Source organism: Perlucidibaca piscinae DSM 21586, from assembly GCF_000420045.1.
Taxonomy (GTDB): domain Bacteria; phylum Pseudomonadota; class Gammaproteobacteria; order Pseudomonadales; family Moraxellaceae; genus Perlucidibaca; species Perlucidibaca piscinae.
Genome location: NZ_ATUE01000005.1, coordinates 170,372 through 191,099 on the forward strand (window position 1 = coordinate 170,372; position 20,728 = coordinate 191,099).

At 63.3% G+C, this 20,728-nt stretch carries 19 protein-coding genes; 17 read left to right on the top strand and 2 right to left on the bottom strand.

The window, feature by feature from the left end:
* Positions 1 to 96: 96 nt before the first annotated feature.
* From lpxL to F595_RS0100910, 17 genes are all read left to right on the top strand, one after another.
* Positions 97 to 1,080, top strand: a complete 984-nt coding sequence (gene lpxL / locus F595_RS12115; RefSeq protein WP_022954970.1) for an LpxL/LpxP family Kdo(2)-lipid IV(A) lauroyl/palmitoleoyl acyltransferase — start codon at positions 97 to 99, stop codon at positions 1,078 to 1,080.
* Complete coding sequence (locus F595_RS0100835; protein ID WP_022954971.1) at positions 1,077 to 2,225, top strand: glycosyltransferase family 4 protein; 1,149 nt, start codon at positions 1,077 to 1,079, stop codon at positions 2,223 to 2,225. The genes lpxL and F595_RS0100835 overlap by 4 nt, the downstream gene beginning before the upstream one ends.
* A gap of 129 nt (positions 2,226 to 2,354) precedes the next feature.
* Positions 2,355 to 3,395, top strand: coding sequence for a glycosyltransferase family protein (locus F595_RS0100840; RefSeq protein WP_022954972.1), 1,041 nt, complete (start codon positions 2,355 to 2,357; stop codon positions 3,393 to 3,395).
* Positions 3,392 to 4,117, top strand: a complete 726-nt coding sequence (locus F595_RS12120) for a YrbL family protein (protein WP_022954973.1) — start codon at positions 3,392 to 3,394, stop codon at positions 4,115 to 4,117. Before F595_RS0100840 ends, F595_RS12120 begins: the two co-directional genes overlap by 4 nt.
* A complete protein-coding gene (locus F595_RS0100850; protein ID WP_022954974.1) occupies positions 4,114 to 5,157 on the top strand; it encodes a glycosyltransferase in 1,044 nt (347 codons plus the stop codon). Before F595_RS12120 ends, F595_RS0100850 begins: the two co-directional genes overlap by 4 nt.
* A gap of 20 nt (positions 5,158 to 5,177) precedes the next feature.
* On the top strand, positions 5,178 to 5,984 hold the full coding sequence (locus F595_RS0100855) for a glycosyltransferase family 25 protein (RefSeq protein WP_022954975.1): 807 nt from the start codon (positions 5,178 to 5,180) through the stop codon (positions 5,982 to 5,984).
* Between the two features lie 49 nt (positions 5,985 to 6,033).
* Positions 6,034 to 7,032 (top strand): UDP-N-acetylglucosamine 4,6-dehydratase (inverting), encoded by a 999-nt coding sequence (pseB, locus tag F595_RS0100860; RefSeq protein WP_022954976.1) that lies wholly within the window; start codon positions 6,034 to 6,036, stop codon positions 7,030 to 7,032.
* A 3-nt stretch (positions 7,033 to 7,035) separates the two neighbouring features.
* Positions 7,036 to 8,202, top strand: a complete 1,167-nt coding sequence (pseC, locus tag F595_RS0100865) for a UDP-4-amino-4,6-dideoxy-N-acetyl-beta-L-altrosamine transaminase (RefSeq protein ID WP_022954977.1) — start codon at positions 7,036 to 7,038, stop codon at positions 8,200 to 8,202.
* Positions 8,202 to 9,830, top strand: coding sequence for an aldo/keto reductase (locus F595_RS14060; protein WP_084682765.1), 1,629 nt, complete (start codon positions 8,202 to 8,204; stop codon positions 9,828 to 9,830). Before pseC ends, F595_RS14060 begins: the two co-directional genes overlap by 1 nt.
* 1 nt (position 9,831) lies before the next feature.
* Positions 9,832 to 10,620 (top strand): SDR family NAD(P)-dependent oxidoreductase, encoded by a 789-nt coding sequence (locus F595_RS0100875; RefSeq protein WP_022954979.1) that lies wholly within the window; start codon positions 9,832 to 9,834, stop codon positions 10,618 to 10,620.
* The gene (gene pseG, locus F595_RS0100880; protein WP_022954980.1) at positions 10,614 to 11,663 is read left to right on the top strand and encodes a UDP-2,4-diacetamido-2,4,6-trideoxy-beta-L-altropyranose hydrolase; all 1,050 of its coding nucleotides are present in this window, start codon (positions 10,614 to 10,616) and stop codon (positions 11,661 to 11,663) included. Before F595_RS0100875 ends, pseG begins: the two co-directional genes overlap by 7 nt.
* A complete protein-coding gene (gene pseH, locus F595_RS0100885; protein ID WP_026913080.1) occupies positions 11,656 to 12,177 on the top strand; it encodes a UDP-4-amino-4,6-dideoxy-N-acetyl-beta-L-altrosamine N-acetyltransferase in 522 nt (173 codons plus the stop codon). The genes pseG and pseH overlap by 8 nt, the downstream gene beginning before the upstream one ends.
* Positions 12,174 to 13,226, top strand: coding sequence for a pseudaminic acid synthase (pseI, locus tag F595_RS0100890; protein WP_022954982.1), 1,053 nt, complete (start codon positions 12,174 to 12,176; stop codon positions 13,224 to 13,226). Before pseH ends, pseI begins: the two co-directional genes overlap by 4 nt.
* 34 nt (positions 13,227 to 13,260) lie before the next feature.
* Positions 13,261 to 15,222 (top strand): acyltransferase family protein, encoded by a 1,962-nt coding sequence (locus F595_RS0100895; RefSeq protein WP_022954983.1) that lies wholly within the window; start codon positions 13,261 to 13,263, stop codon positions 15,220 to 15,222.
* Complete coding sequence (locus F595_RS14065; RefSeq protein WP_022954984.1) at positions 15,219 to 16,142, top strand: phytanoyl-CoA dioxygenase family protein; 924 nt, start codon at positions 15,219 to 15,221, stop codon at positions 16,140 to 16,142. The genes F595_RS0100895 and F595_RS14065 overlap by 4 nt, the downstream gene beginning before the upstream one ends.
* Before the next feature lie 18 nt (positions 16,143 to 16,160).
* The gene (locus F595_RS0100905) at positions 16,161 to 17,195 is read left to right on the top strand and encodes a hypothetical protein (RefSeq protein ID WP_156873753.1); all 1,035 of its coding nucleotides are present in this window, start codon (positions 16,161 to 16,163) and stop codon (positions 17,193 to 17,195) included.
* Positions 17,196 to 17,244: 49 nt separating this feature from the next.
* Positions 17,245 to 18,585, top strand: a complete 1,341-nt coding sequence (locus tag F595_RS0100910; protein WP_022954986.1) for a UDP-glucose dehydrogenase family protein — start codon at positions 17,245 to 17,247, stop codon at positions 18,583 to 18,585.
* A 16-nt stretch (positions 18,586 to 18,601) separates the two neighbouring features.
* On the opposite strand, the gene F595_RS12135 is transcribed toward F595_RS0100910, so the two are convergent.
* Both F595_RS12135 and F595_RS0100920 read right to left on the bottom strand, forming a co-directional pair.
* On the bottom strand, positions 18,602 to 19,540 hold the full coding sequence (locus F595_RS12135; protein ID WP_022954987.1) for a mitochondrial fission ELM1 family protein: 939 nt from the start codon (positions 19,538 to 19,540) through the stop codon (positions 18,602 to 18,604).
* A gap of 142 nt (positions 19,541 to 19,682) precedes the next feature.
* Positions 19,683 to 20,612 carry a branched-chain amino acid transaminase gene (locus tag F595_RS0100920; protein ID WP_022954988.1) on the bottom strand — a complete coding sequence of 310 codons (930 nt, stop codon included), beginning with the start codon at positions 20,610 to 20,612 and terminating at the stop codon, positions 19,683 to 19,685.
* Between the last annotated feature and the right edge of the window lie 116 nt (positions 20,613 to 20,728).

Genomic DNA, 20,728 nt, shown 5'->3' on the forward strand with positions numbered 1-20,728 from the left:
ATCTCCAGAAAGAAACTGCTAAAGTGCCGATTCTACCCTGCAATCCCCGTTTGCCCATGAAGACCCGATCAATGATGTCGCCGGAGTCGTGCTGAGATGGCCAAGGCTCCACTGGTCCGCGTTGACGATGGCGTCACCCTCGCCATGCTGCATCCCCGCTACTGGCTGACCTGGCTGGCCTGCCTGCTGGCCGTGCTGCTGGCCTGGCTGCCGTGGCCCGTTCAGCGCCGCCTCGGTGCCGGCCTGGGCAGGCTGGGCTGGAAGCTGGTGCCGCAACGCGTCAACGACACCCGCATCAACCTGCGTCTGTGTTTCCCCGAACTTGACGACGACACCCGCGAGGCCATGGCGCGCGACGTCTTCCGCCAGGGCGGCATCGGCCTGTTCGAGACCCTGAACGCCTGGTTCGGCCCGGCCTCGCGCTATGACCGACGCATCGAGGCTGACGGCATCGAGCATCTGCAGGCCGCCATCGCGCAGGGCCGAGGCGTCATTCTGCTCGGTGCGCACTACAGCCACCTCGACCTCAACGGGCTGGCCATCGCTCGCCACATCCCGCTGCAGGTCATCTACCGGCCGCAAAACAATCCGGTGTTCGACTGGCTCATCCGTCGCGGCCGTCGCCGTCATTTCACCGGCCAGATCGACCATGCCGACATGCGGTCGCTGTTCAAGGCGCTGCGCGCCGGCGAGGTGGTGTGGACCTCGGTGGACCAGGACTTCGGCCTCAAGCAGGGCATCATGGCGCCCTTCTTCGGCTACCCGGCCGCGACCCTGACCGCGACCTCGCGCATGGCGCGCATCAACAACTCGCCGGTGCTGTTCCTGCATTTCATGCGCAACGCCGACGACGACAGCTATCGCCTCAGCGTCACCCCGATGCTGGATGACTACCCCAGCGATGATGACGAGGCCGATGCCACCCGCATCAACGCCATGCTGGAGAGGCTGATCCGGCGTGCGCCCAGCCAGTACATGTGGTTTCACCGCCGCTTCAAGAGTCAGCCGCGCGGCAGCGTTGCACCGTATCCCGAGAAGAAGAAAAAGCCGAAGAAACGGCGCCGGAAGACTGCCGCATGAATGACGCCTGCCCCGAAGCACCCGCACCCCGCCGCCTCACTGTCGTGCAGACCCTGCCCGCCCTGGTCAGTGGCGGCGTCGAAAAGGGCACGCTGGAGATCGCCCGCGCCCTGGTCGACGCCGGGCACCGCTCCATCGTGATCTCGCATGGCGGCCCCATGGTCGAGCAGCTGGTGCGTGAAGGCAGCGAACACATCGCCATGCCGGTGCATCGCAAGTCCCTGAAGAGCCTGTTCCAGATCCGCCCGTTCCGACGCCTGCTGCGCGAGCTGCAGCCCGACATCGTGCACGCGCGCTCGCGCATCCCGGCCTGGATCGCCTGGCTGGCGCTGCGCAAGATGGACCCGGCCACTCGTCCCCGTTTCGTCACCACCGTGCACGGCATGTATTCGGTCAGCCCCTACAGCGCCATCATGACGCGGGGCGAGGTGGTGATCGCGATTTCTGAGTCTGTGCTGGCCTACATACGCGACAACTACCCGCGCTGCCCCGAATCACGCATACGCCTGATCTACCGGGGCGCCGACACCGCCGAGTTCCCCTACGGCCTGCAGCCCCCTGCCGACTGGCTGGCGCACTGGCAGCAGGACTTTCCCGAGCTGGCGGGCAAGACCGTGATCGGTCTCCCCGGCCGCCTGTCACGCGTGAAGGGCCACGAGACCCTGCTGCAGGCCGTCAAGGCCCTGCTGCCGGATCACCCTGATGTGCATGGCCTGATCATCGGCGGCGCCGAAGAGGCCAAGGCCGACTATGAAATCGAACTTCGCCAGCGCGTGGCCGAACTCGGCCTGTCGGCGCACATCAGCTTCACCGGCCAGCGCAGCGACATGCGCCATGTGCTGACCCGCTGCGACCTCACGCTGTCGGTGCGCACCACGCCCGAAGCGTTCGGCCGCAGCACCTTGGAGCCGCTGCGCCTGGGCCGTCCGGTGATCGGCTGGGACGAAGGCGGCGTGGGCGAGATGCTGCGTCAGCTGTTCCCGTTCGGCGCCGTGACACCGCATGACCAGGCAGCCCTGGTGCAGCGCCTGCGCGAGTGGCTGGCGACACGACCGGTGCCGGCACCCAGCGAGGCGTTCTCGCTGCAGAAGATGTGCGGGGACACGCTGGTGATCTATGCCCGGCTGAGCGACGGCAGACGCTGACCCCAGCCTCCCCTGCCGGCGCCGTGTTTTCAACCAGCCACCTGACGGCCAGCCTAGTGAGCAGCGGGCCGCCGGTGGTACATTTCCGCAATCATCAATCGCCACTGGCACCATCCGGGATACCAGACCATGCGCGTGCTGCACATCGCTTACCAACAACTGCGTCGCTACGGTGAAACCCGTGTCAGCTGGGCCGAGAAACTGACCTTCGGCCTGATCAAGAACGATCACTACGTGAAGGCCTTCAGTGACCGCGATGTCGCCGCCTTCGAGGCACCACTGGGTCTGCGCGACCTGGGACGCAACAAGGCCAACAAGCGTCTGCTGGAGATGGTCGAGGCCATGGAGCCGGACGTCGTCATCGCGGGCCACTGCGACATCATCAGCAACGACACGCTCAAGGAAATCCGCCGCCTGCGCCCGGGCGTGAAGATCGCTCACTGCAACAACGACCCGCTGTTCGTGCCCAGCAACGTCGAACGCATCAAGTCACGCGCCAGCGTCACCGACGCCATCTTCGTGTCAACCGGTCGCCGCGAACTGAAGATGTTCGAAGGCATCGGCGCGCGCGTCTACCACATGCCGAACCCGGTCGACCCGTCCATCGAGAGCCTCGACAACTCGCAACGCACCGACCTGCCCATCGACCTGCTGTTCTGCAGCAACAGCACCAACTTCACCAAGCGCCTGGAGATGATCGGCCGCTTCCGCGAGGCGCTGGCCGGTGAGATGAACTTCAAGACCTATGGCAGCTTTGGCGAACCGCCGGTCTGGGGTCGCAACTACGACCGCGCCCTTGGCAACAGCAAGATGGGCCTCAACCTGAACCGCCAGGAAGGCCACTACTGGTACTCCTCGGCACGCATGGCGCAGCTGGCCGGCAACGGCATCCTGCAGTTCACCCATGTCGGCCCGCGCTTCGACGAGCTGATGCCGCCCGAGAGCATTGCTTACTTCACCGACGAGGACGATCTGCTGGCGCGCATCCGCGAGTTCCACCATGACGATGCCAAACGCCAGGCCTGGGCTGCCCGTGCCCGTGCCTTCTTCCATGAGCACATGAACACCCGCCTCTACGCCCAGTACATCGTCGAAGCCACGGCCGGCCTGCCCTTCAGCCATGACTATGTCTGGGCTCGCGACATCCATGCCGATGGCCGCATGAAATGACACTGGTCCTGAGCGATCTCAAGCCGTTTGCGCGCGGCGGCAACCGCCTCTGCTTCGTGCATCCGCAGCACACGGATCGCTGCATCAAGGTGCGTCGCCCGGACTTCACGCTGGAAGACCTTCGCCGCAAGAAAGGCTTTCCCAAGAATCTCAGGCCGCTGTCCAGCTTCGATGACAACCTCGAGGAAGAGCGCGTCATGACTGACATCGCCGAACGCATCGGCGAAGAAGCCTTCGAGGTGGTCAGCCGCTGCTTCGGCTTCGAAGACACCGACATGGGCCGAGGCCTGACCTCGGAGCTGGTGCGTGACGGCGATGGCCGCATCTCGCGCACGCTCAAGCAAACCATCTGGGACCAAGGCTACGATGACGCACTGCAAGCGGCGGTCGCCCGGTTCGGCGCGCGCTGGAGCGCACTCGGCATTCCGTCGCGTGACCTGCTGGTGCACAACCTGCTGGTGCAGCGTGATGCTGGTGGCCGCATCCTGCGCCTGGTGGCGATTGACGGCCTCGGCAGCGCCAGCGCAATTCCCGAGCAGTGGCTGAGTCGCGGCATGCAGCGCCAGCGCGCAGCACGCAAGGTGGACAACCTGCACGAACGCATCCAGACACTGCTGGCCGCGCGCGCACGTGGTGAGTTCCCCGGCACGCACGGCCTGCTCATGCATGACGGATTGCCTGCACCAGACACCCAGGCTGCTGATCGCAAGGAGCCCTCATGACTGACACCCCGCTGCGCCTGGCCCAGGTGCTTGCCGGCGCCGAGAACGGCGGCGCCGAGAACTTCTTCGTACGCCTGACCTGCGGCCTCAACGGCGTGACCGGCATCACGGAAAAGGCCTTCATCCGCAACCATGGCCACCGCATAGACACCCTGCGCGAGCGCGGCGTCGAAACCGAAGGCTTCCGCTTCGGCGGCAAGGTCGATCTCATCGACAACTGGCGCTTCCGCAGCCGCCTGAAGCGCTGGCAGCCGGACGTGGTGATGACCTGGATGGGCCGCGCCAGCCAGGCCACGCCACCGGGCGACTACGTGCTGGTCAATCGCCTGGGCCACTACTACAACCTCAAGTATTACCGGAAAGCCGATTACTGGGTGGGCATCACCAAAGGCATCTGCCAGCACCTGATTGACGGCGGCATGCCTGCCGACCGCGTCGTGCACATCCCCAACTTTGCCGACGAACGCGAGGTCACGCCGCTGCCGCGCGACAGCTTCGACACGCCTGTCGACAAGCCGCTGCTGCTGGCCGCCGGCCGCCTGCACGAGAACAAGGGCTTCGACATCCTGCTGCGCGCCCTGGTGCAGATCCCGGATGCCACGCTCTGGCTGGCCGGCGCCGGTCCCGAGGCCGCCAGCCTGAAGGCGCTGTGTCACGAACTGGGTCTGGATGCCCGCGTGCGCTTCCTGGGCTGGCGCAACGACGTCACTGCGCTGATGCGCACGGCCGACGTCTTTGTCTGTCCGTCACGTCACGAGGGACTGGGCTCCATCGTGCTGGAGTCCTGGGTCAGTCGCTGCCCCATCGTCGCCACCGCGTCGCAGGGCCCGGCAGAACTGATCGCGGATGGCGTCACCGGCCTGATCACCCCCATCGACGAACCGGCACCGCTGGCCGAGGCTGTCAGCCGGGTACTTGCCGATGCCGGCTTCCGTCAGCAGCTGACGGAAAATGCCGCGCGGGAATACGCGGAGAAGTACAGCGAGGCGGTAATCGTCGAGGCCTATCGGCAGTTCTTCCAGCGCATTCGCACGTCGTAACTTCAAAACTGGAACGCGCCATGACCACCATTCCCTGCTGGATCATCAGCATGAACCCCGAAGCCCCGTTGGCAGCTGCACTGGCACGCGAGCTCGCCGATGCGGGCATCACGCATCAGTTTGTGCCGGCCGTCGATGGCCGGCAGGGGATGCCCGCACTGCAAGGTGCCGAACATTTCGATAATCGCACAGCCTGGCTCAGGCACCAGAAGCTGCTGACACCGCGCCAGGTCGGCTGCTACCTGGCGCATTACCGGACCATCGCCAGAGCCTGGAACGAGGGGCTCGAACGTGTCTGCATCCTCGAGGACGACGTCAGCATCGAGCCCGCCTTCCGGGAAACGCTGGATGCTTTGTCCAGCCTGCCTTCTGACATCGAAATGGTTCGTCTGATGGCCCTGAGAATCCGCCGCCGCAAAGCCGTCATGCCTCTGCCGGGAATGAATGAACATTTGCTGGTAAGGCCTGAGCGTGGCTGGTGCGGATGCCAGGCCTACGTGATCAACCGGGCAGGCATGAAGAAGCTGCTTGAGCATGCCGCCCGCATTTTCGAGCCCATTGACAAGCTTGTTGATCACTTCTGGGAGTTCGACCTGCGACTCTATGGCGTGGAGCCGCATGTCTGTTACGAAAACCCGCACCAGTCATCCACCCGGACACCCGGCCTCAAGCCTGCACGTGCGCCGTGGCTGCTGCGGCTGCTGGCACCGCTGCACAAGGCAGCTTTCAGCCGCAGCAGGCATCGCTACCTCAAGGCGCATGCCGACGAGTTCTATCCGGCGGAAATGCCGGCGGAGCGCATGGGCAGAACCAAGCGAATGAAATAAGCTTTTCACAGTCTGAAACCAGACCCACTCATAACAAGAGCAGCACATCATGCTTTCAGGAAAGACAATTCTCATCACCGGTGGCACTGGCTCCTTTGGCAACACCTTCGTGCCCATGACCCTGGCCAAGTACAACCCGAAGAAGATCATCATCTTCTCCCGTGATGAAATGAAGCAGTGGGAAATGGCCAAGCTGTTCCAGGGCGATCCTCGCGTCCGCTTCTTCATAGGCGACGTACGTGATCGAGAGCGCCTTTACCGCGCACTGGATGGCGTCGACTATGTCGTGCACGCCGCCGCGACCAAGATCGTGCCAACGGCGGAATACAACCCGTTCGAGTGCATCAAGACCAACATCAACGGCGCCATGAACCTGATCGATGCCTGCATCGACAAGGGCATCAAGCGCGTCGTCGCGCTGTCCACCGACAAGGCGAGCAGCCCGATCAACCTCTACGGCGCCACCAAGCTGGCTTCGGACAAGCTGTTCGTGGCGGGCAACTCCTACGCCGGCGGACACGACACCCGCTTTGCCGTGGTGCGTTACGGCAATGTCATGGGCTCGCGCGGCTCGGTGATTCCGTTCTTCATGTCGATCAAGGACAGCGGCGTCCTGCCCATCACCGACGAACGCATGACACGCTTCATGATCTCTCTCGAGGAGGGCGTGGAGCTGGTCTGGCATGCCTTCGAGGACATGGAAGGCGGCGAGATCTACGTCAAGAAGATTCCGTCAATGAAAGTCACCGATCTGGCCAGGGTCGTTGCCCCGGACGCACGCCAGGAGGTCGTCGGCATCCGTCCCGGCGAGAAGCTGCATGAGCAGATGATCAGTGCCGAGGACGCCTACTACACCTACGAATATCCGCAGCACTTCAAGATCCTGCCCGTGATCAACAACTGGAGCTCCGATCCCGCACGCATCAAGGATGGCCAGCGCGTACCGGAAGGCTTTGTCTACGCCAGCGACAACAATACCGAGTGGATGACGGACGCCCAGCTCCAAGCCTGGATCGACACGAATCGCGAAAAGATCGGGAAAATCTGAATCATGATCCCATACGGACGTCAGGACATTTCCCAGGCCGACATCGATGCGGTGGTCGATGTCCTGCGCTCGGACTTTCTCACCCAGGGACCGATGGTGCCGCGCTTCGAACAGGCTGTCGCGAGCCATGTCGGAGCCAGGCATGCCCTGGCGGTCAACAGCGCCACCTCGGCATTGCACATCGCCTGTCTGGCGCTGGACCTGGGGCCTGGCGACTGGCTGTGGACCAGCCCGGTCACGTTCGTGGCGTCGGCCAACTGCGGGCTCTACTGCGGTGCCCGTGTCGACTTCGTCGACATCGATCCAAAGACATTCAACCTCTGTCCCGAAGCCTTGGCACGCAAGTTGGAACAGGCCGAACGCGAGGGACGGCTGCCCAAGATCGTGGTCCCGGTTCACCTCTGCGGCCAGCCCTGCGACATGGCCGCCATCCACGCGCTGGCCACCCGATACGGCTTCAAGGTCATCGAGGACGCGTCGCATGCCATCGGCGGCCGTTACCGCGACGAGTTCATCGGCAATTGCCGCTACAGCGACATCACGGTATTCAGCTTTCATCCCGTGAAGATCATCACCACTGCCGAAGGCGGCATGGCCCTCACCAATGATGACGAACTGGCACGGCGCATGGCGCTGCTGCGCAGCCATGGCATAACGCGTGATCCGGCACAGATGACCCGGGAACCAGACGGGCCCTGGTATTACCAGCAAATCGATCTCGGCCTGAATTACCGCATGACCGAGCTGCAGGCCGCGCTGGGCGTCAGCCAGATGACACGCCTGGACACCTTTGTCGCGCGCCGCCATGCGCTTGCACGGCGCTATGACAGCCTGCTTGCCGGACTGCCTCTTAGCACGCCCTGGCAGCATCCGGACAGCTATTCGGGCCTGCACCTGTACGTGATCCGTCTGGATCTGCCGCGACTCGATGGCAGAACCCATCGCGAGGTATTCGAAGCGCTGCGGGCAGCCGGTATCGGCGTCAACCTTCATTACATACCGGTGCATACGCAGCCCTACTATCAGGGTCTCGGCTTCCGGGCAGGCGACTTCCCGGAGTCAGAGCGTTATTACAAGGAAGCAATCAGTCTGCCGATGTACCAGGGATTGACGGAGGCTGACCAGGACACCGTCATCCGGACACTGCGCCACGCGCTGGGCATCTATTGATGCAACCACCACGCATCGCCGTCCTTCAGGCGCGGACCAGCTCGTCGAGACTCCCCGCCAAGGTCATGCTGCCTGTAGGCGACATGCCGCTGGTGGTCCTTGCGGCACGCCGTGCCGCCAACACCGGCCTGCACGTGATCGTGGCAACATCAGACGAGGCATCCGATGATGCGTTGGCCGAGACGGTCCGAGCGGCCGGAATCCCTGTGCACAGGGGCAGTCTCGAGGACACCTTGTCGCGCGTCGTCAATGCATGCGCCGATCAACCAGACGGCAGCCTCGTCTTCCGCCTGACTGGTGACAATGTGTTCCCGGATGGTGATTTTCTTGACCGGCTGGGCGAGCATCTGCTCAGTCATGACCTGCGCTATGTGACCAGCACCGGGAAAGGCAGCCAGCTACCCTACGGCCTGAGCGCCGAGGTGATGCGGCTCTCCGACCTGCGTCATGCTGCGCGAGAGGCAGTGACATGCCACGATCGCGAGCATGTCACCCCCTATCTGATCAGGCAGCATGGTGCGACCTTCTGTGATGCCGGACTGTCGGCGCCCCGCGCCGGCCTCCGTTGCACCGTGGACGGGCTGGATGACTACCTGACCATTCGCGAGGTGTTCTCGGGTATCACTGATCCCGTACATGCCCCGCTGTCTCTGCTGATGGACAGGCTGGCATGTGCCCGTTTCCAGCCGACATTGCCAGCGCCCGCCAGCCGGCTGGTGCTTGGCACAGCGCAACTGGGCGGTCACTACGGCATCGCAAATCGTGACGGCCAACCAACACAGATCATGGCAGAGACACTGGTGAAAACCGCCATCATCCATGGGGTTGCCGGTCTGGACACAGCCAGCGCCTACGGGCAGAGCGAAACCGTGCTGGGACGAATCCTGCAGCAGGGCTGGGCTGAACGAACCACCGTGCTGACCAAGCTGTCACCGCTGACGGACTGCCCGCTCGATGCCGCCCCGCCGGTGTTGCGCGCCTTCGCGGAACAGAGCCTGTTCCGCTCATGCAGACTGCTTGGTCGCAAAACGCTGGACGTTCTCATGCTCCATCGCGCACGCCATCTGGACGACTGGGATGGTGCGTTGATGTCCCTGCTCAGGGAGTGGCGCGACGCCGGCATCATTCGTGCCATCGGCGTGTCGGTGCAGACGCCCGCAGAGCTTTCGAGGGTGCTCGATTGGCAGGATGTCACGCTTGTCCAGCTGCCATTCAACCTGCTGGACTGGCGCTGGCACGATCTGATTCCACGAATCCGCTCGGAAAAGGCACGTCGCGAGCTGCTGGTCCATGCCCGCAGCACCCTGCTCCAAGGTTTGCTGGTCAGCGCCGATGCAACACTCTGGCAGCGCGCTCATGCTCCGACAGACAGCGACCTGCCGGGCTGGCTGGCACGACAAGCGCAGGCATTGGCGCGGAACGATGTCACGGATCTGGCTGTCGCCTACGTAAATGCACAGGACTGGATCGACGCGCTGGTGATCGGCATGGAGACGCCGGAGCAGCTCGCCATCAACCTTCGGTTGCTGGCGCGACCGGCCCTCGAACCGGAGGCCGCAGCCCGGCTCGAGCGCGAACGTCCGCACGTGAGTGAGGGCACGCTTGACCCCAGCCAATGGAATCGATGACATGAATACCCCGTTCTCCCTTGCAGGCAAGACCGCACTGGTAACCGGAGCCACCGGGCACCTCGGCCGCAGCATGGCGCATGGCCTGGCGGCTGCGGGCGCACGCGTGCTTGTCAACTCCCGGGATGCATGCCGCGCAGAACGCCTGGTCAATGAACTGCATGGGTACGGCTACGCTGCCGAAGCTGCCGTCTTTGATGTCACCGATGCTGTCGGTATCCAGTCATTCTTCAATGAAATCAAAGAGCCGTTGCATATTGTCGTCAACAACGCCTATTCCGGGGCCGGCGGCACGGTGCGTACCTCGCGCGCCGAAGACTTTCTCAACAGCCACATGCTGACCGTGATTGCCGCACAACAGCTGGTGCAGGCCACCCTGCCACTGCTGGGCGCAGCTCGCGCTGCCACGGGCGACGCCAGCATCATCAACATTGCCTCCATGTATGGCCTGGTCAGTCCGGACCCTCGCATCTATGCCTCCCCGGAAGGCACCAACCCGCCCTTCTATGGCGCCGCCAAGGCTGCGCTGCTGCAGTGGACACGCTATGCCGCCTGCGAGCTGGGGCCTGAAGGCATTCGCGTGAACGCGATTTCTCCGGGCCCCTTCCCCGCTGATGCCGTCCGCGAGAACCAGCCGGCATTCATGCAGGCCCTGAGTCACAAGGTGCCGCTGGGGCGCACAGGATCCGGTCACGAGATTGCCGGCCCGCTGGTGTTCCTGGCATCGCCAGCATCCAGCTTTGTCACCGGCAGCAACCTCATTGTCGATGGTGGCTGGACAGCATGGTGACGCAACGTGTCGTGTTCCGGACGGATGCGACAGCGGAGATCGGCACCGGCCACGTGATGCGCTGCATGGCACTCGCGGATGCTCTCAAGACACAGGGCATGGAATCTCACTTCGTCTGCGCGCAGCTGGTTACCTCGATGCGGGAGATGCTGATCTCCAAAGGTCATGTCCCCCATGTGCTCACCGACCTGCACACACATCATGACGGGGAAGCAGCCGCCATCAACCTGGTGTCCCGACTGCTGCCACACTGGCTGGTAGTGGACCATTACGGGCTCGATCATCGTCACGAGGCTGCTCTGGCTCGTGATGCGGCGCGATGCCTGGTGATTGACGACCTCGCTGACCGGCGTCATGCCTGCGACCTGCTGCTGGACCAGAGCGTGGGCCGCACCGAGATGGACTACGCACAGCTGCTGGGGCCCCGCAGCCGATGCCTGATCGGGCCTGCCTATGCCCTGCTCCGCCCCGAGTTTCCAGAATGGCGCACGCGAAGCCTACGGCATCACCGCGAAGCATGCGGTCCCGTGCGGTCATTGCTGATTACGCTGGGCGGTGCGGATGCTGACAACGTCACCGGCCAGGTCCTGGCTGCGCTCGCGGCAAGCGATCCCGCCCCGGATACCTGTGTCACGGTAATCGTTGGAAAGCTCTCGCCATGGGCCGGGCAGGTGGAAGCGCAGGCCAGAAGCCTGCCCTGCCGGAGCCGCGTCCTTCATGGCGTGTCCAACATGGCGGAACTGCTCGCCAGTACCGACCTCGTGATCGGTGCGCCGGGCACCTCCGCATCGGAGCGCTGCTGCCTGGGCACGCCCAGCCTGATGATACGGATCGCGGACAACCAGCAGCTGATCGGAAAGTCGCTGGATGCCGCCGGCGCAGCAACGCTACTCGGCGTTCCGGCGGATATCCCGGCACGACTTCCACATCTGCTGCAGCACTTGCAGAATGCTGTCGCGAGACAGACCATGAGCATGAATGCGGCTGCCCTGGTTGACGGTCAAGGCGCGCAGCGCGTCATTGAGGAGATGCTGAATGCCTGACGCCCATCTTAGACCTCTCGAGGAGCAGGATCTGGCCATGGTCAGGGCATGGCGAAATCACATCGATGTGCGACGCTTCATGTACACCCAGCACGAGATCAGTGCCGAAGAACACCTGCGCTGGTTCCTCGGCAGTCGTGATGACCCGCAGCGTCATCACTATCTGTTCATTCTCGACGGCAGCCCCCGGGGATTCGTCAATCTCCGCGAGATCAACACCGCCGGGGTGGCCGACTGGGGCTTCTATCTGGCTCCTGACGCGCCCCGCGGGACTGGCAGCGCACTGGGCCGCCTGGCACTCGACCAGGCATTCACAGCGTTGGGACTGCACAAGCTCTGCGGACAGGCCCTCGGCTACAATGAGAGGTCGATACGATTCCATCGCCGTCTCGGCTTCCGCGAGGAAGGCATTCTCCGGGATCAGCATCACGATGGCGTGACTTATCACCCGATACATTGCTTCGGTCTTCTGCACCATGAGTGGGAAGCCCAGAAAGGAAATCTCGACCCATGACCAAGCCGTTCATGCACATTGCGGGCCGCCGTATAGCCGCCGATGCCCCCCCTTACGTGATCGCCGAAATGTCAGCGAACCACAACGGCAGACTGGAAACAGCCATCCAGCTGATCGAGACGGCCGCGCGCGCCGGGGCCGACGCCGTCAAGCTGCAAACCTACACGCCCGACACCATCACCCTGAAAGCAGACAGCGAGGACTTCTGCATCAAAGGCGGCCTATGGGATGGCAAGACGCTGTACCAGCTCTACAGCGAAGCCTACATGCCGTGGGATTGGCACCAGCCATTGTTCGCCGCCGCCGCCAAGGCCGGCATCACGATCTTCAGCTCGCCATTCGACAGCACAGCGGTTGATCTGCTCGAAGACCTGAATGCACCGGCTTACAAGATCGCGTCTTTCGAAGCGATCGACCTCCCATTGATCGCCTACGTGGCTCGCACGGGCAAGCCGATGATCATTTCAACCGGCATGGCCGATGCCGAGGAAATTGCCGAGGCGGTGGAGACCGCACAGTCCGCCGGTTGCAAGGAGCTGGCGCTCCTGCACTGCGTGAGCGGCTATCCCGCGCCAGCGGAGGACTACAACCTCATGACCATCCCGGACATGGCAGCCCGCTTCAAGCTGGTCACCGGGCTTTCCGACCACACGCTGGACAACAGCACGGCCATCGCGTCCGTCGCACTGGGCGCCAGCATCATCGAGAAGCATTTCACGCTGGATCGCAATGGCGGAGGTCCGGATGACAGCTTTTCCCTGGAGCCGGATGACCTTGCTGCACTCTGCAGGGACAGCCGCACCGCCTGGTCGGCTCTCGGTCGCGTCGACTATGGCAGGAAGTCCAGCGAAACCGGCAATGCCCAGTTCCGTCGCTCCCTGTATTTCGTCGCGGATCTGCCAGCCGGCACGGAGCTGCGCCCCGAGCACGTGCGCAGTGTCAGACCTGGCTTCGGGCTGCCACCGAAGTTCCTGTCCAGCGTGATCGGACGACGCACAAGCCGGGCGGTAGCTCGCAACACCCCTGTCGGCTGGCAGGATCTGGCCTGATAACTGACTGCCTTTTCACCAAGAGAGTCTCCGGATGGATCGTTTTCGTTACGACATAAACGCTCTGCGCTGCGTTGCCGTCATGTCGGTGGTGCTGTTCCACTTCCAGGTCGCCGGACTGGGCGGCGGCTTCCAGGGCGTGGACATTTTCTTCGTCATCTCGGGCTACCTGATGACCGAGATCATCATGACCCGCCTGGAGGCCGACCGCTTCTCGCTGCTGGACTTTTATGCTGCCCGTGCTACGCGCATCATTCCCGCGCTGATCGGGCTGTGCGTGATCCTTGCCGGCTTCGGATGGGTCTATCTGGCTGAAGGTGACTTCCTGCAGCTGCTCAATCATGCCTCGAGCAGCCTGCTGTTCTACTCCAACCAGACCTATTCGCAGGAGGCCGGCTATTTCAATGCCGAATCGCACGAGAAATGGCTACTGCACACCTGGTCGCTGTCTGCCGAATGGCAGTTCTACCTGATCTATCCGCTGCTGGCACTGGTGCTGTGGAAGCTGCTGAAGAGCGCACCACGCGTGATGGTGGCCCTTCTTTTCCTGAGCCTGGCATCGCTGGCGTTCTCGGTGCACAAGTCACTGACCGATGCCGAACAGTATTTCTTCCTGCTGCCGGTGCGCGCCTGGGAAATGTTTGCCGGCGGTCTGGTCTGGGGACTCTCGCGACGCCTGTCCGGCACCGCCGCACGCGGCCTCGCCATCACGGGCTATGCTCTGATCCTGCTGGGTCTGGTCGCATTCGACGCCAACGACCTGTGGCCGGGCTGGCGCGCCCTGGTGCCTGTGGCAGGGACATGCCTGGTGCTGCTGGCGGCACGCCAGGATCCGTGGATGCGCAACGGTCTCATCCAGTGGGCAGGGCTGCGCTCCTACTCCATCTATCTCTGGCACTGGCCGGTCGTCGTCTTCCTGGCCTATGAAGAGCAGCTTGGCAACCCGATGGCAGTCTGTCTGGGCATCGCCCTGGCGTTCCTGCTCGGGGAGCTGTCGTACCGTCTGGTGGAAAACCGCTCCCGCGACTACCTCGCCCGCAAGACACCGCGCTTTCGTCTGGTCGCCATCCTCATTGTGGTCGGCATCCTGGCGGGTACCCTGCGTGGCATCATCCTGATCGACGAACACAGCAGCACGCCGTCGCTGGCGCGACAGGCCGCCGCCGAGGCCAAGAACCGCAACCCTCGTCGTGACGACTGTCTCGTGTCCTCAGGCACGGAGTCGCCGGGCTGCCGCTATGGTGGCGAGAAGATACGGCTTATCGTGGCCGGCGACAGCCATGCTGACGCCATGGTCACTGCCGTCGAAAGCAGCTTGCCAGCAGGGGCCGGGCTGCTCTTCTATGGCTATGCTGGTTGCCCGATCGTTGATGGCGCCAAGCGTTTCGGTCCCAAGGTCAAGGCCTCGCATCAGTGTGACAAGTTCAACACCTGGCTGGACAAACGCCTGACCAGCCTGCCAAAGGGTGTACCGCTGCTGATCATTCAGCGAACCAATGCATACATATACGGACACAACGAGAAAACAGCTCAGCCCAGCCTGCCACTGGTCTACTTCGACTCGATTCCATCAAAACCGGATGCACGCTTCCTGAAGCAGTTCGACGATCGCTTCCTGTCCACGGTCTGTCGCTACGCCGTCGATCGCCCCGTGTACCTGCTCGATCCTGTGCCCGAACTCGGCACCAATGTCCCGCGCAAGGTCGAACGCCTGCTGCAGAAGATGCGCAGGAATCAATCCCCCACGGATTTCACCATGACGCTCGATGCCTACAACGAACGCAACGCACATGTGTTCGCCCTGCACGCACGCGCCAGCCAGTCCTGCGCCGTGAAATCGCTGGACATACGGCCCTACCTCTGTCCGGACGGACAATGCCTCGGCAGCAAGAATGGCAGACCGCTCTATTTCGATGACGATCACCTCAGCGAATTCGGCAACCGTTTCCTGGTGCCGCTCTTCAAGAAGATCTTTGATGGCGGGCAAACCCCATGAAACTGAACATCGGCCCCTACGAACTCTCGATCAGCCGCCGTGCGGATACCCGGTCCGCACTAGCCATGTCGCGCGAGGACCTGCGCGAGATCAACGATGCCTATCTGGAATACCTGCGCGCCCGTGGCGATGGCTGGCATCGTGAACGGTTGACCCGGCATGTGCATTCAGTCGCCACACCCGTGCCGGTACTCGCGGAGCACCTCCGGAAGACAGGGTTGGTGGTTCTGGATGACCTGCTCCCGACATCGCTGCTTGATACCGTGTCGTTTGCCACAGAACAGCTACTGACCGAGGTGCGCGAGCTGGCAACGCGTCTGCAGGAGCCGGTTGAAACACCGCGTTATCTGCTGCAGGGGGCAGTCCAGCGACTGTCAGGCTTCAAGACGATGGAGTCGCATCACACAGGGGTTGTCTCCATTCGCCAAGGCCAGGACCAAGGCATGATGGATATCTTCGGCTGGCACAAGATTCCGGAGGGGGGTGGAGCTGCACTGCTGGAAGCCATCTCGACCAGCCCTCTCCACGCTATCGTCGAGGCCGCCTGTCCGGGTGTACGGTTCACCGGCATGAACCTCTATTGCAACGAAGGCATCACCACCACCCGTGGTTTCCATGTCGATTCGTTCAGCAGCCGGCTTAAGGCGTTCATTTACCTCACGGATGTGTTGTCACTGGATTTCGGCCCCTACACCTTCGTTCCCGACACCCATGAGGCCTCCGCCTTCCGTGACATCAACCGCCTGTGCGCGCCGCATTTATGGGGGCACCGCGAAACTCCCTTACTCAATCCGGCACGGATTCTGCCTGTTCTGGCAGCTCGAGGCAGCGTGATCATTTCCAATCAGGCCGGCTTTCATCGCGGCTTCCCGCAGCAACCCGGCGCCCGTCGCCTCGTTGCCGTCGTCAACTACCACTAGGTTGACGGGTCCATGAACGTGTTTCTGGTGCAGTCCCCGCTGCAGGTTCTTGCCGCGTTCGAGGCGCGCGAGACGTTCCCGGGCGAGCCGGCACAGCTGATCGTGATGCTGTCGCCGAACAAGACGCGCAACAACACGCAGATTCTCGAGGCAGTGTCGCGCACAGGCTGGCTGCAGCCACTCATCATCCGGCCGCAGCGAGGGCGCCCGCTGCATAACCTGCGCATCAAGGCAGCACTCTTCCTGAGCCTGAAACGCCTGGCGCACCAGCACGTCGCCAATCTGTTCATGGGCGACTTCCGCTCCATCTGGATGAACCGCGCGCGCGGGCTGTGTGAGCCGGAGACGACCTGGCTGATTGACGATGGCATGGTCACCCCCTATGTGCAAAAGCATTTCTTCAGCCAAGGCATCTACTGGCCAGTGACGCGCAAGCAGAAGCTCAACAATCTGGTTCGCTCATTGGTCAACCGCTGGCATGGTTCGGAGCGGTTGCGCGACACTCCGATCAGCGTGTTCTCGGTCTATGACATGCCGGTGCCCGCCGCGCCAGGCCAGCGCGTGGTCAGGCACCACTACGAGCATCTGCGCTCACTCGGATCAGGGCAGCGACGAAGTGAGCATGATCTGTACTTCTTTGGCTCCAAGCTCAGCGAAGTCGGCATCATCACCCGGGATACGGAAATCGACCTGCTGGCACAGACCTTGGCGTGGAGCCGTGCACAGCAACTGGCACTGCATTACATTCCTCATCGCGAGGATCATCCCGACAAGCTCGACCGCATCCGTGCTCTCGACATCCCCGTGAAGCCGCTGGGTATGCCCGCAGAGCTCTATTTTGTGCTGAGCGAGCAGATTCCAGCCGGGATTGCCACGTTCTGTTCCTCGGCCATGAGCAGCCTCAGCTGCATTGCCGACTTTCCGCTGCGCTGCGCGTTCGTGATCCCGGAAACTGCCATCCGGGAAAGCTCCCGCGACGCGCTAGCACTGATCTACCAAGGCTTTGATCAGACCGGTGTCCGGCTGATCAGGATGAACGACAACACGCCGTGAACTGTCCACGACGTAAACTCAGCAGATTCGACACAAGGACCAGAGCATCATGAAAATCACCGTCTTCGGCACCGGCTACGTAGGATTGGTCACCGGCGCCTGCCTGGCCGATGTCGGCCACCACGTCATGTGCGTGGATGTGGACCAGGGCAAGATCGACCGTCTCAAGCAGGGCATCATCCCTATCTTCGAGCCGGGCCTCGAGGCCATCGTCAAGCGCTGCTTCAAGGATGGCACGCTGCAGTTCACCACCAGCGCCGCTGAAGGCGTGGCCCATGGCCTGCTGCAGTTCATCGCGGTCGGTACGCCGCCGGACGAGGACGGCGCCGCCGACCTGCAGTATGTGCTCAAGGTCGCTGACACCATCGGCAGCCACCTGACCGACTACAAGGTGGTCATCGACAAGTCGACCGTGCCCGTGGGCACCGCCGAAAAGGTCCGTGACGCCATCGCCGCCGCACTGGCGAGCCGTGGTCTGAAACAGGACTTCGCGGTCTGCTCCAACCCCGAGTTCCTCAAGGAAGGCAGCGCCATCGAGGACTTCAGCAAAGCGGCGCGCATCGTGGTCGGCACCGACTCGGAAAAGGTCCGCCAGCTCATGCGCGAATGCTACGCGCCCTACAACCGCAACCACGACAAGCTGATGTTCATGGACATCCGCGCTGCCGAGCTGACCAAGTACGCCGCCAACGCCATGCTGGCTACCAAGATCAGCTTCATGAACGAGCTCTCGCAGATCGCCGAGCGCCTGGGCGTGGACATCGAGCAGGTGCGTGAAGGCATCGGCTCCGACCCGCGCATCGGCTATCACTTCATCTACCCGGGCTGTGGCTATGGCGGCTCCTGCTTCCCCAAGGACGTGAAGGCGCTGTCGCACATCGCCAACCAGGTCGGCTATTCGCCGGAGCTGCTGGATGCCGTCGAGCATGTCAACGCACGCCAGAAACAAACCCTGTTCACCAAGCTCCATGCGGCACTGAACGGCCAGATCGCCGGCAAGACCATCGCGGTCTGGGGCCTGTCGTTCAAGCCCAACACCGATGACATGCGCGAGGCGCCCAGCCGTGACCTGCTGGAGGCCGTCTGGGCGGTAGGTGGCACGGTGCAGGCCTACGACCCCGAGGCCATGCACGAGACCGGACGCATCTACGGTGAACGAGCCGACCTCCACCTGTGCGCGAATCGCAATGCCGCCGTCGCGGGCGCCGATGCACTGGTGATCTGCACGGAGTGGAAGGCCTTCCGTACCGTGGACTTCGGCTGGCTCAAGGGTCAGCTCGCGACCGGCGTGGTGGTGGATGGCCGCAACCTGTATGCGCCGGCCGAGGTGAAGGCGGCCGGCCTGAAATATTATGGCGTGGGGCGCGGCGACTCGCTGGCGTCACACTGACCCGGACAACGGTCCGTCACGTGACGGACCGGACCGCAACCGTCGGGTGGCTATCCAGCAAATGGCCAGCCACCCGATCCGACTCCCGCAAGCCGTTGCCTGCAGGAAGCGCCTCACCTGACTGCCAAACCGAATAGCGCACCACACGCCCCTGCGCCACCAGCGTCTGGATACCTCGCACCAGCCGTCCCGGTTTCGCATTCGCCGGCAGCTCCAACAGGCCCGTGCGGCAACCGGCAGTGAGTGCTTCGTAGATCATCGAGACGCTGTCTTCGCTGACCCAGACCACCTCCGTGATGGCCAGCTGCGCTGCCAGCCAGCCCGGAGGGCATTGTTCCCACGGCTGACAGGCATCGCCGAAAGCCTCTCGCAGCTGCTCACGCAACGCCGCTGGCGTGCGCCGGGAATCCGTCACCCGCAAGCCGGGCCAGGCCTCACGCAGAGTCACGAGCTGACGCAGTACCGAGGCATTGTCCCAGCCGAAATGCTTGCTGATGCCCCCGACCAGCGCCAGCGCCGAGCCTGGTACCTTGTCACCGGGGCGCATGGGGTTGAGCACACCGCGCGTGCTGATGACGTTGGCACCGCTGACCTCGTCATGCTCAGGCACCACCACGTGATCAAACCAGGACAGCGGCAGAGAAGGCTTCATCAGCACCACCGTGCGTCCGCCGCAGGCGCGTTGCGCGCACAGCAGCGGCCAGTGCGTGGCATGTCCCGCAGCGACAATCCAGTCTGGCGCCGGCCAGTCCGGCTGGCGCGGAAAGCGCCGCAACAGCCAGCTCAGCAGTGCACGCCAGCCGGTCAGACGCAGAGGCGCAACAGGAATGTCGATGACTCGGCAATCGCTCTGACGCTGCATGGCCTGCACCAGTCCCAGCGTCTGGTTCTCGTGGCCGGGCTTGCCGTCGATCAAGCGCCAGATCACGCGCCGGGGGTGTGGGGTTGCCGTCATCCTGTCCTCGTGGCTGGTTCGTGGGGCATCACGCGCGAGCCGGGAAAGCATAAAGAAAAAGCCCGCACGATGGCGGGCTTTTCATCTGGTCAGGCGATCAACCACAGCGCCCGGCCGGCGGACGAGTTTCACCGCCGTCACATCAGCCGGTAACCGGCGTCAGCCACTCGGCATGGTCCTTGCGGACGCCGGTCACGGTCTCGAAGTAGGCCTTCTGCAGCACCGTGGTGATGGGCCCGCGACGACCGGCGCCGATGAGGCGCCCATCGAGCTCGCGGATCGGCGTGACTTCGGCGGCGGTGCCGGTGAAGAAGGCCTCGTCGGCGATGTAGACCTCGTCACGGGTGATGCGCTTTTCCTTCACGGTGTAGCCATGCTCTTCGGCGAGCTGGATCACCGTCTTGCGGGTGATGCCGTCGAGGCAGGCGGTCACGTCCGGGGTGTAGATCACGCCGTCACGCACCACGAAGATGTTCTCGCCCGAGCCCTCCGCCACGAAGCCTTCCGGATCCAGCATCAAGGCCTCTTCGGCGCCGCCGGAGATGGCCTCCTGCAGAGCCAGCATGGAGTTGATGTAGTTGCCGTTGGCCTTGGCGCGGGTCATCGCAATGTTGACGTGATGGCGGGTGTAGCTCGAGGTGCGCACCTTGATGCCCAGCTCCAGCGCTTCCTTGCCCATGTATGCGCCCCACTCCCAGGCGGCGACGATCACGTGCACCTTGAGGTTGCTGGCGCGCAGGCCCATGCCTTCGCTTCCGTAGAACACCATCGGACGCAGATAGGCGTGTGGCAGACCGTTCTCGCGGATCACGGTGCGGTGCGCCTCGTTGATCTCGTCCTGCGAATACGGCATGGCCATGTTCATGATGTGCGCCGACTTGAACAGGCGGTCGGTGTGCTCCTTCAGGCGGAAGATGCAGGCACCGCGATCCGGCGTGGCGTAGGCACGAACGCCCTCGAAGACGCCCATGCCGTAGTGCAGGGTATGGGTCAGCACATGGGTATTGGCCTCGCGCCACGGCACCAGCTTGCCGTCATACCAGATCACGCCATCACGATCAGACATCGACATCACGAAACTCCGTCCGGGAACTGCCACGCGCACGTCAGGCACCACGGTGTGGCGCAACGGTTGGCGTGACCAAAAAGAAGACGCGTATTGCACCACAAAACGGGGGGACTCGCCTA